This window comes from Streptomyces sp. 7R007, from assembly GCF_054850255.1.
Genome location: NZ_JBTWMV010000107.1, coordinates 1 through 10065 on the forward strand (window position 1 = coordinate 1; position 10065 = coordinate 10065).

Sequence of the window (10065 nt, forward strand, 5' to 3'; positions counted from 1 at the left end):
CGCCGGTTCCGGTTCAGCTACCAGCGCCACTCACGCTGTCCGTAGAGGTGACCCGCATCGGTCATCCCGTTCTCGCGGCACCAGTTCATGAATTCGTCCACCTGCTTGAGCTGGAAGGAGTCGTCGTTGTAGCTGGTGGCCATGACATGGCCGAGCCAGTCCTCCTCGCCCATGGCGTACACGTACGCCTGCTTGGCTCCGAGCTCGCTGACGATGGCCGCGGCCTGTTCCGCGTTCGAGCCCGACAGGGTCCGCGAGTCGCTCATGCGCTTGGTGACCGGCCGGGTCAGCAGGGCCTTGTACAGCCAGGTCAGTGGGGCACCGGCGCATTCCATGCCGAGGAACGCCACATTGATACGGCCGACGCGGTCGCGCATGTAGCGGTACAGCCCCGGATCGATGCCGGACGAGTCCGCGCCGATGAACACGGTGCGATCGGCCAACCGCACGCAGTAGGTGGATTTGGCGCGGATGTCGAGATCGGCGTGCTCGCCGAGGAACGGGGTCGACGTCACTTTCATGCCGGCGACGTCGAGTTCCGCGAAGTCGTCCACCTCGGTCACCGGTAGTCCGATGTGCTCCAGGTACAGCCCCAGCGACGGGTCGCACAGGTTGCCCCGGGAGGAACGCGGCACGACGACCGTGCCCACCCGGCCGCGCAGTTGGAGGAGCGTCTCCAGGACGATGTGGTCCTGGTGCCCATGAGTGATGAGGACTGCGTCGATGTGGTCCGGCAGGTCGCGCAGTGTGTAGCGGTCCTGAGCGGAGGAGTCGGCGCTGATGAACGGGTCCGTGACGATCGCCGCCTCGCGGGTCTGCAGAACCAGGCACGCGTGGCCGAAGTACCTGATCCGGCCGCCCGATTCGATGTGCCGGTCTTCGGCCAGGTCGGGGGCGTCGGTCAGCAGGGCGCTCATCCGTGCTGCCTGCTCGTCGTCGAGGCCGAGGGCCTCGCGCAGCCGGGGAAGTGTGGACCCATGCACCCGGGACCGGAACAGCTCGGTCAGGCCGGGGTGCCGGAAGGGGATGCGCAGGTCCAGGACGTCGGGTCCCGGCAGCCGGGGCGTGCTGAGGATGAACGGTCGCTCGGTGCCGGTCTCCAGCGACAACTGCACGGACTGACGGTCCTCGGTGTAGGCACTGCTCGCGTACACGAGCGGCTCGATGAACCGCATCGTCGGCTGGTTCTCGGTGTCGTAGGCGAGCTCCACCAGCCCCGACAACTCAGGCGGGAGCTTCGGGTACAGCGGTGTGAGGTCGAAGCCGGTCGCGCCCTGTCGCACGATCTCCTCGGCCTCCCCGATCGCGGCGGCGAACCGCAGCATGTCCGCGCGGTCCCGCTTGATGGCGGACAGCAGCTCGCGGATCTCACCGGAGCGGTCCTCCGGGACGTTGATGAAGTATCCGCCGCGTAGCGCGGGATTGCTGCTGGCCGCCGCATGGACTTGGGGCGATTGCAGATACGACTCGAGCAAAGGTATCTGGACGGATGCCAGATTCAACGACGCCTGCACCGGGGCGACAGAAAGCAGCCAGGCATAGAAACCGTCGACGAGAGGCTCGATAATCGCTTTCGACCGGAGGAATTTCTGCTCGTCGCCCATCGCGACTCCTCATCCAGGAAGTGTGTTTTCCGGATACGCCCGGGACGGCACCATGTGATTGCCTGCGCCGCTGGTCACCCTCGCACACGGTCAGAGGACCGATCAATCCCCCGCTCTTCGGAGGCCGACGTGTTCCTGTGACACGTGTTTAACTGCGTCGCAGCGCTGGTTGAACAGCCTCCACCAAGGTCGGAGACAGGGAGGTCACGCGCCGGACGGGCAGCGAACGGTGACATATTGATCAGCGATCTGGCCTGTGTGAGAGTGGCGTTCCACGCGTGGCCGCAGAAAGCGTCAGGTCCCACCGCAGTTGATGGTGCCCACCTGTTCCGGTGTTTCCTCGAATGATCGGCGGCCCCGTGCACCGTGTGCCCGGTTGTCGAAGAACGCGCTGCGAACGACAGACAGATGAAGGGAGCCGGTGATGCGCGAGGTGTCCGTTCCGGAAGCGATAGCGATGCTGCACGAGGTGGTGAACGTCCCTGACATCCATGCCGACACCGAATTCGGAAGCCTCGGCCTGGACTCGCTGAAATCGATCGAGTGGCTTTCCATGATCGAGGACCGGGTCGGCTTCGAGTTCGACCTCCAGCAGCTGAACTTCCACGCGTTCGGCCGGATGAGCATCGGCGAGGTCGTGGACGCACTGCACCAACAGGTCGCGGCGGCCACCGGCAGCTGACCATGCGACCGCGGTGGGCCCCGAGGGCCCGCCGCGCACCACCCGTCGACGGGGCTCCGGTGGGACGCCGGAACAAGTTGAGCGATCGAGGAGTGCGGGGATGTCCGGATCCGAAGGCACGGTCTGGGAGCTGACGCCGGCGCAGCTGGGCATCTGGTACGCCCAGCTTCTGCGGCCCGACAGCGCGATCTACAACATGGGCGTGTGCGTGGAGATTCGGGGCGACCTGGACCCCGATCTCTTCGAGACGGCCCTGCGGCGCGTCGTGGCCGAGACCGACGCCTTCCACCTCCGGTTCCGCGACGACGGCGATGGACCGTGCCAGTACCTCGCGCCGTCCGACGACCGGCCCGTGCACGTCCTCGACCTCACCACCGCACCGGACCCCGACGCGGCCGCCGCGCGATGGATGCGGGCGGATCTGGGACGCGCCCTGGACCTGCGGCAGGACCGGCTGTTCTGCCAGGCACTCCTCAAGGTCGCCCCGGACCGGCACGTGTGGTACCAACGGGTGCACCACATCGCTCTCGACGGCTACAGCGCCTCGGTGGTCGTCGCGCGCCAGGCACGGACGTACTCCGCGCTGGTGGCGGGTACGACACCCGCGGACGAGGCACCGGGCGGGGTCTCCGTCCTGGTGGAAGCGGAGCAGGCCTATCAGCGCTCCGCCGCTGTCGACCGGGACCGTCGGTACTGGCTGGACGTCCTCCAGGACACTCCCGAGGCCGCCAGCTCCAGCGGGCGTCCTGTGCGCCGGGCCACCGAGGCGCCGCTGCGCCACACCGACACCCTGGGCGCGCAGTCGGCCGACGAACTGCGGGCCGCCGCCGCACGGCTGGGAGCGAGCGTCGCCGAACTCACGCTGGCCGCTGCGGCCGTGCACCTGCGGCGTACCACGGCGGCCGACGACGTCGTCATCGGCGTACCGGTTCTCGGCCGGGCGGCACGGCACCGTGCGATCCCCGGCATGACGACCAACGCTCTGAGCATCCGTCTGCGGGTGGACCGGTACGCGACCGTCGCCGACCTGGTAGGGCAGGCATCGCGGGCGCTGCGCACGGCCCTACGACACCAGCGCTACCGGTACGAGGACGTGCGCAAAGACCTTGGCCTACCCGCCGAACAGGCCCTGTTCAGCCTGATCCTCAACGTCATGGCCCTCGACGAGGAGGTGCGTTACGGAGACGCCCCCGCCACGGTCACCAGCCTGGCGAGCGGGCCCGTGGACGACCAGCGGATCAGCCTGGTGGCCGGAGCCGCCGAAGAAGGCATCCGGCTCTCCGTGGACGTCAATCCGCGCGCCTACGACGCCGGGGCTGCCCGCGGCCTGGCCGCCGGCTTCCGGAGCATCCTGTCCTGGCTGGCGTCGGCCTCGCCGTCCGCCCGCGTGGGCGAGGCGGGCACGGCGCCCGACGAGAGCACGTCGCAGCCGCTCGCCTGGGCGGGCACCGGCAGCGCCGCACCGGCCCGCACGCTGCCCCGTCTGTTCGAGGCGCAGGTGGCGCGCACCCCGGAGGCGATCGCGATCGTCGACGGCGACCGGCAGACGACCTATGCGGAGGCCAATGCCCGGGCGAACCGGCTCGCGCGGCTGCTCACCGCCCGGGGCATCGGCCCGGAGTCGGTGGTCGCCGTGGCGATGGACCGCTCGGCGGAGCAGCTGACGGCGCTGTGGGCGATCTTCAAGGCGGGCGCCGCCTATCTGCCGGTCGACCCGGACCATCCCGTGGAGCGCATCGCGTTCCTGCTCCAGGACGCGCGCCCGGAGTGCGTCCTCACGGTCAGCGGACTGACGGACCGGATGCCCCGCATCGACGGGACAGCGGTCCTGGCACTCGACGACGCCTCACTCGCCGCCCGGCTCGCGGCGGCTTCGCCGGGTGATCTCGATGACACGGACCTGGCCGCGCCGCTGCGGCCGGAGCATCCCGCGTACATCATCTACACCTCGGGATCCACCGGCCGCCCCAAGGGCGTCGTCGTCACCCACACCGGCCTCGCGAGTCTGGCCGCGACACATCGGGAGCGCCTGCGCGTCGGCCCCGGCGCCAGGGTGCTCCAGTTCGCCTCACCCGGCTTCGACGCCTCCGTGTGGGAACTGGTCATGGCGATGTGCTCCGGAGCCGCCCTGCTCCTGGCGTCCGGGCGCGACGAGATGGCCGGCCCCTGGCTTTCGGCGCTGATCGCCCGGCAGGGTGTCACCCACGCGACGCTGCCGCCCGCCGTGCTGGCGTCCGTGGAGCCCGAGCCGCTGGCCTCGCTCACGACGTTGGTGTCCGCGGGCGAGGCGCTGACGCCCGAGCTGGTGTCGCGGTGGGCGCCCGACCGCCGGCTGTTCAACGCCTACGGTCCGACGGAGTGCACGGTGTGCGTGTCGATGTCGGAAGGCCTGGCCGCCGACGAGGCGGTACACATCGGAAAGGCCGTCATCGGCACCCGCGTGTTCGTGCTCGACCGGGACCTGCGTCCGGTGCCGGTCGGGGTGGCCGGTGAACTGTACGTGGCCGGTGCCGGCCTGGCGCGCGGATACCTGGGGCGTCCCGGTCTGACGGCGGAACGGTTCGTGGCCGACCCCTGGGCGACGGACGGTTCGCGGTTGTACCGGACCGGAGACCTGGTGCGCTGGACGGCCGAGGGGAACCTGGAGTTCGTCGGCCGGGCGGACGATCAGGTGAAGGTGCGTGGTTTCCGCATCGAGCCGGGTGAGGTCGAGGAGACGCTGGCCGCGCATCCCCAGGTCGGTCATGTCGCCGTAGTGGCGCGTCAGGAGCGTACCGGCAGCAGCCGGCTGGTCGCCTATGTGGTCCCCGGAGCGGACACGGACACGTCCTTCAGCGCGGACGCCCCGGCCGAGTTGCGCTCTTTCGCGGCGAAGCGGCTGCCCGGGTACATGGTGCCCGACGCGGTGGTGGTGCTTGAGGCGCTCCCGCTGACGGCGAACGGGAAGCTGGACCGCAAGGCGCTGCCGGCCCCCGTGTCCACGGCCGGCGCAGGTCGCGCTCCCGCCACGGTGACCGAGGAAGTCCTGTGCGCCGTGTTCGCCGAGGTGCTCGGACTCCCGCAAGTGGGGCCGGACGACGACTTCGTCGCGCTCGGCGGGCACTCGCTGCTGGCAGTGCGGCTGCGGAGCCGGATCCGCGCGGTGCTGGGCGCGGACCTGGGCCTTCAGGAGGTCTTCGAGACCCCCACGCCGTCGGAGCTGGCGCTACGTCTGAAGCCGGCGAGCGACGCCCACGCCGCGCTGACAGCGCGCGAGCGTCCGGACCGCCTGCCGTTGTCGTTCGCACAGCAGCGCTCGTGGTTCACAGCCCAGATGGAGGGGCCGACCGCGTCGTTCAACATCCCGGTCGCGGTGCGGCTGTCGGGCGACCTGGACGTCGTCGCGCTGAGGGCCGCGCTCCGCGACGTGCTCGAGCGCCACCAGGTGCTGCGGACGACGTTCCCGCCGACTGACGCTGAACCGCTCCAGCGGGTGATGGAAATCTCCGCGGCCGGCTGGGAGTTGCCGGTGGTGCCGGCTGACGAGGCCGGTCTGCCGAACCTGGTGGCGGACCTGACCGCGCAGGTCTTCGACCTGGCGACCGACATACCGGTGCGTGTGCGGCTGTTCCGCCTCGGTGCCACGCAGCATGTCCTCGTCCTCGTCGTGCATCACGTGGCCGTCGACGGCTGGTCGATGGCACCACTGACCCAGGATCTGTCCGAGGCGTACACGGCGCGGCAACAGAACCGTGCCCCCCGGTGGCATCCACTGCCCGTGCAGTATGCCGACTACGCCCTGTGGCAGCGGGAGGTCCTGGGATCGCCGGACGGTCCGAACAGCCTTGCCTCCCGGCAGCTCGCGTTCTGGCGCGAGGCGCTGGCCGGGGCACCGGAGGAACTGGCGCTGCCGACCGATCGTCCACGTCCCGCGGTTCCCGGCGGGCGGACCCACACGACCACCTTGACCATTCCCGCCGACGTCCATCAGCGGCTCGCGGAGCTGGCCCGCAGCGAGGGCGCGACCTTCTTCATGGCCGTGCAGGCCGGCCTGGCGCTGCTGCTGTCCAAGCTCGGCGCGGGCACGGACATCCCCCTCGGCACTGCGGTGGCCGGCCGTGTCGACGAGGCACTGCACGACCTGGTCGGCTTCTTCGTCAACACACTGGTCCTGCGCACCGACGTGTCGGGTGACCCCACGGTCGCCGAACTGCTCGGCCGCGTCCGGCAGACGGCCCTGACGGCGTTCGCCAACCAGGATCTGCCGTTCGACGTCCTCGTCGGTGCGCTGGCGCCGGCCCGCTCGTCCGTGCGGCACCCCCTTTTCCAGGTGATGCTCGCCGTCCACAACACCCCAGCGGCGGCCCTGGACCTGCCGGGACTGGAGAGCACGATCCTGCCGGCCACCGGCACGGCGGCCGGATTCGACATCAGCTTCTCCCTCTCCGAGACCTTCGACGGCAAAGGCGTACCCGCCGGACTGAACGGTTCGGTGACCGTGTCCGCAGACCTGTTCGACGCGGAATCGGCCAGAACCCTCGCCCGGCGGTTCGCGATGGTGCTGGACGCCCTGGCGGGCGACGGCTCGACCCGGCTGAGTGCCATATCCGTTCTCGACGACGGCGAGCGCCGCCGGATCATGGAGGAGTGGTCCGGTACGACCGGGCCGGCCCCGGCGGTCGGCATGCACGAACTGATCGCTCGGCAGGCAGCCCGCACACCGGACGCGGTGGCACTGCTGTGCGACGACTCGGCCGTCACCTACGGCGAGATGGAGCGGCGGGCCGAACGGCTGGCCCGCCGCCTGCGCTCGGCCGGCGTGGAGACCGAATCCGTCGTGGGCCTGTACCTGCCCCGAGGGATCGACACCGTCGTCGCGATCCTGGCGGTGTGGAAGGCGGGAGCCGCCTACGTACCCCTGGACCCCGAGCACCCGGTCGACCGGGTCGCCTTCACCGTGGCCGACAGCCAGGTATCGGCCGTGATCGGCACCGCTCCGCTCCTGGACCGGCTGCCCACGGCGGACATCCCGACCCTCCAGGTCGACGACGAGGCAGCGGCAGAGGCGCCTGAGCCCGCCATGGACCCGATGCCGGTGCGTGCGGACCAACTCGCCTACGTCATCTACACATCGGGGTCGACCGGCACACCGAAGGGAGTGCAGGGCACGCACGGCGGACTCGTGAACCTCGCCCAGCTGCTGGCGCCACTGATGGACCTGCAGCCCGGCCGCCGCTTCCTGCACCTGGCCTCGTTCAACTTCGACGGCTCCGTGATGGATCTCGTCGGTCCGCTGGCCGCCGGCGCACTTCTGGTGCTCGCAACCCCGGAGCAGCGCACGGACCCGGAACTGTTGACTGCGACGATCCACCGCAACGCTGTCGAGGCAATGTCCACCGTGCCCTCCTTCGCGAGTGTCCTGGACCCCGGAGCCCTGCCCGGGATCAAGACCGTGCAGCTGGGCGCCGAGGCCCTCCCGGCGCGGCAGGCCGCGCAGTGGGCGGCCGGGCGGCGCCTGGTCCACTCCTACGGGCCCACCGAGGCGACGGTGATCGTGGCGGCAGGGGACGTCGACCCGCGGTCGCGGCACGCACCCGCCTTCGGCCACCCGCTCGCGAACACCCGCATCCACCTGCTCGACGAGCATCTTCAGCCTGTGCCCGCAGGGGTCGCAGGGGAGGTCTACATCGGTGGACCACAGGTGGCCCGCGGCTACGGCGGCCGGTCCGCCCTGACGGCCGAGCGCTTCGTGGCCGATCCGTTCGCCACGGACGGTTCGCGGGTGTACCGGACAGGCGACCGGGCGAGGTGGGCCGCCGACGGCAGCCTGCTGTTCGCCGGCCGTGCCGACGAGCAGGTCAAGATCCGTGGCTTCCGGGTCGAGCTCGGCGAGGTCGAGACCGTCGTGGCCACGCACCCGCAGGTGGCGGCGGCCACCGTCGCCGTATGGGGGGATCAGGCTGCCGAAAAGCGCCTGGTGGCGTATGTCGTGCCGGCCGAGGACGTGGAGAGCCGCACCTGCTCGTTGCTGCCCGCCTCCGTGCGGTCGTATGTGGCACAGCGCCTTCCGGACTACCTGGTGCCGTCCGTGGTGACGGTGCTGGACGCCCTGCCGGTGACCCCCAACGGCAAGGTGGACAAACGGGCCCTGCCCGAACCGGACCACGCGTCGGGCGCGGGACGCCCTCCGGCCACCGTGGTGGAGGACCTGCTGTGCTCCGTGTTCGCGTCGGTGCTGGGCCTGGAACGGGTCGGCGTGGACGACGACTTCTTCGAACTCGGCGGGCATTCGCTGCTTGCGACGCGTCTGGTCAGTCGCATGCGTACGGTGCTGGGTGCCGAGGTGGCGGTGCGTACCGTGTTCGAGGCGCCGACAGTGTCCCGGTTGGCGTTGCGGCTGCCGCTGGCCGGCGCGGCGCGGACGCCATTGACGGCTGCTCGGCGTCCGCAGCGGGTGCCGTTGTCGTTCGCGCAGCAACGGCTGTGGTTCCTGGCTCAGTTGGAGGGCCCGAGCACGACCTATGTGAACCCGATCGCGGTGCGCCTGTCGGGACCGCTCGACACCATGGCTCTGGAGGCGGCGTTCGCTGACCTCGTCGAGCGGCACGAGGTGCTGCGCACGGTGTTCCCGGCTGACGACGGCGTCCCGTACCAGCGGGTCCTGTCCCTGGCCGAGGCCGGCTTCGACCTGCCCGTCGTGGCGACGACCGAGGCCCGGCTCCCCGTGCTGCTGGACGAGGCGGCCGCCCACACCTTCGACCTGTCCTGCGAACCGCCCCTGTCAGCACGCCTGCTCCGGCTCACTGCGCAGGAACACGTACTGGTCCTGATCGTCCATCACATCGCCACGGACGGCTGGTCGATGGCACCACTGGCCCGCGACCTGTCGGACGCGTACGCGGCACGCTGCCGTGGCGAGGCTCCGGACTGGCCGGCGCTGCCGGTGCAGTACGCGGACTACGCGCTCTGGCAGCGAGACCTGCTGGGCTCCGAGGACGATCCCGAGAGCACCGTCTCCGCGCAGATCGCTTACTGGCGGCAGGCGTTGGACGGGACTCCGCAGGAGCTGGATCTGCCCACGGACCGCCCGCGCCCGGCGATCGCCGGCCACCTCGGTCACACCGCCCCGCTGAACCTCTCAGCCGACACGCACCGCCGGATCGCCGGCCTGGCCCGCGACCAGGGCGTGACGCTGTTCATGGTGTTGCAGGCCGGACTGGCCGCGCTGCTGTTCCGGCTGGGCGCGGGCACCGACATCCCGATCGGCTCGGCCGTCGCCGGACGCACCGACGCAGCCGTCGAGGACCTCGTCGGGTTCTTCGTCAACACCCTCGTCCTGCGCACCGATGTGTCCGGCGACCCGACGGTTGCCGAACTGCTCGAACGGGTGCGGGAGACCGGCCTCGACGCACTGGACCGTCAGGACGTCCCGTTCGAGCACCTCGTCGAGGTGCTCTCTCCCGCCAGGTCCATCGCCCGGCACCCGCTGTTTCAGACCATGCTGACCGTGCACAACGCGGCACCTGCGGTCCTCCGGCTGCCAGGCCTCGACGTCGAGCAGATCACCACCGCCCCACCCGCCGCACGCTTCGACATCGACGTGAGCCTGGTCGAGGACTTCGACACCGACGGGGCCCCGGCAGGCCTGTCCGGAACCCTCCAGCTGTCGGCGGATCTGTTCGACGAGGCCTCCGCGGACCTGCTGGCGCGACGGCTGATCCGAGTCCTGGAGCTGATGGCACAGAAGCCGATGGCCCGGTTGAGCTCGTTGCCCCTCCTCGATCAGGCCGAACGGGATGC

General features: G+C 70.5%; 3 protein-coding genes. 2 read left to right on the forward strand and 1 reads right to left on the reverse strand.

From position 1 onward, the window contains the following. Positions 1-17: 17 nt before the first annotated feature. On the reverse strand, positions 18-1604 hold the full coding sequence (locus tag ACYF6T_RS43875; RefSeq protein WP_461703585.1) for an MBL fold metallo-hydrolase: 1587 nt from the start codon (positions 1602-1604) through the stop codon (positions 18-20). Positions 1605-2028: 424 nt separating this feature from the next. Between ACYF6T_RS43875 and ACYF6T_RS43880 the strand changes: the two genes are divergently transcribed. Both ACYF6T_RS43880 and ACYF6T_RS43885 read left to right on the forward strand, forming a co-directional pair. Next, positions 2029-2286: an acyl carrier protein gene (locus ACYF6T_RS43880; RefSeq protein ID WP_461703586.1), complete on the forward strand. Its 258-nt coding sequence runs from the start codon at positions 2029-2031 to the stop codon at positions 2284-2286. Between the two features lie 100 nt (positions 2287-2386). Then, on the forward strand, positions 2387-10065 hold a 7679-nt coding region (locus tag ACYF6T_RS43885), incomplete at its 3' end, for an amino acid adenylation domain-containing protein (RefSeq protein ID WP_461703587.1).

What these genes read in the sequence shown, in the direction of transcription:
- ACYF6T_RS43875 (WP_461703585.1), bottom strand. Translation starts at nt 1,604, where the DNA reads ATGGGCGACGAGCAGAAATTCCTCCGGTCGAAAGCGATTATCGAGCCT.
- ACYF6T_RS43880 (WP_461703586.1), top strand. Translation starts at nt 2,029, where the DNA reads ATGCGCGAGGTGTCCGTTCCGGAAGCGATAGCGATGCTGCACGAGGTG.